The 1757-nt window shown below is 62.1% G+C and carries 1 protein-coding gene; it reads right to left on the bottom strand.

Annotated elements, in window-relative coordinates; all coding sequences use genetic code 11:
* Nucleotides 1-66 precede the first annotated feature (66 nt).
* Nucleotides 67-1557, bottom strand: a complete 1491-nt coding sequence (locus tag ACW9JC_RS30125; RefSeq protein WP_457459608.1) for an aldehyde dehydrogenase family protein — start codon at nt 1555-1557, stop codon at nt 67-69.
* Nucleotides 1558-1757: the final 200 nt, after the last annotated feature.

Raw genomic sequence — 1757 nt, 5'->3', positions numbered from 1 at the left:
TACAGGGGACCGCGATATCTGTAGGAGCAAGGCTTGCCCGCGATGGCGTCCGGGAGAGCGCCGTTATTACAACTTGATCAATACCGACTTCAACTCGGTGTAATGCTCGATCGCCGCATACCCCATCTCACGCCCGACCCCCGACATCTTGTACCCGCCAAACGGCAGCGCCGGGTCCAGGGCGCTGTGGCAGTTGACCCACACCGAGCCGGACTTGATCCGTGGAATCATCCGGTGCACCGCCGCCAGATCGTTGGACCAGATGCTCGCGCCCAATCCATAAGGGCTGTCATTGGCCATGCGCAGCGCATCGGCTTCGTCATCGAACGGAATCGCCACCAGTACCGGACCGAAGATTTCCTCCTGCACCAGCGAGTGCTTCTGATCGACGTCGACAATCACCGTCGGCTTGACGAAAAACCCCGGCCCGAACTGCTCGCCACCGCAGGCGATGGTCGCGCCACTTTCCCGACCTTTTTCTATGTAGCCGTAGACGCGTTCCTGCTGGCGCGCCGAGATCAGCGGTCCCATGTCGACGCTCGGGTCCAGGCCGTTGCCGAGCTTCATGGCGTTGGCGATGTCGCTGATGTCCGCCACCACATTGTCGAAATGCTTGCGCTGTACATACAGGCGCGAACCGGCGCAGCAGACCTGGCCCTGGTTGAAGAATATCGCGCTGGCGGCGCCGGCAGCGGCGGTTTTCAGGTCGGCATCGGCCATGACGAAGGTAGGCGATTTGCCGCCCAGTTCCAGGGTGACCCGGGTCATCGAGTCCATGGCGATCTTGCCGATCTGCTTGCCCACGGCAGTGGAGCCGGTGAAGGTCAGCTTGTCCACCAGCGGGTTGTGGGTCAGGGCGGAACCTGCGGTGATGCCGGTGCCGGTGACCACGTTGAACACGCCTTCCGGATACCCGGCTTCCAGTACGAGTTCTGCGAGTTTCAGCGCGGTCAGCGGGGTTTCGTCGGCGGGTTTGAGCACCACGGTGCAACCGGTCGCCAGCGCCGGGCCGAGTTTCCAGCAGGCGAGCAGCAGCGGGAAGTTCCAGGCGACTATGGCGCCGACCACGCCCACGGCTTCGCGGCGGATGAAACTGTGGAATTGATCGTTGGGCATCAACGGCGCCGACACGTCGACCGTGGAACCTTCAATCTTGGTCGCCCAACCGGCCATGTAGCGCAGGAAGTCGATGGACAACTGCACGTCCATTACTTGGGCGACGGCCGCGCTTTTGCCATTGTTCAGGCATTCCAGTTGCGCCAGCAGCTCGGCGTCGCGCTGCATCAGGTCGGCGAGTTTCCACAGCAGGTTCTGCCGCTCCCGGGGGCGGGTGCGGGTCCAGGCTGAATCATCGAAGGCCTGGCGCGCGGCGAGCACGGCGCGGTCGACGTCGTCCGGCGTGGCCCGTGGCACCACGCACAGCACTTCGCCGGTGGCCGGGTTGTGCAGGGGCATGGTCTGGCCGTCGGCGGCCTCGACCCATTCACCGCCGATGAGCATGCGCGGGGCGCGCTGGATGAATGCCGAAGTGGCAGGAAGCAGGTTAGGGAGCGACATGTTGAAACCTCGTCTTGTTCGTGTGACGAGGTCTTTCGCAACGGTTGTGCCAGTTGTGTTTATTTGATTGAAACCCTGATCGGATGGGCCTTTTGAACTCTTTGCCCATGACAGGGAAACAAGTGAACGTCGCAAATTGCGACAGTAAAGATCAAAAGATCGCAGCCTGCGGCAGCTCCTACAGGTGAATGGCGATTTTC

The organism is Pseudomonas sp. SDO5591_S426 (assembly GCF_054070755.1).
Note: the sequence above shows the minus strand (reverse complement) of the source record. Positions and strands in the feature narration are given on the sequence as shown.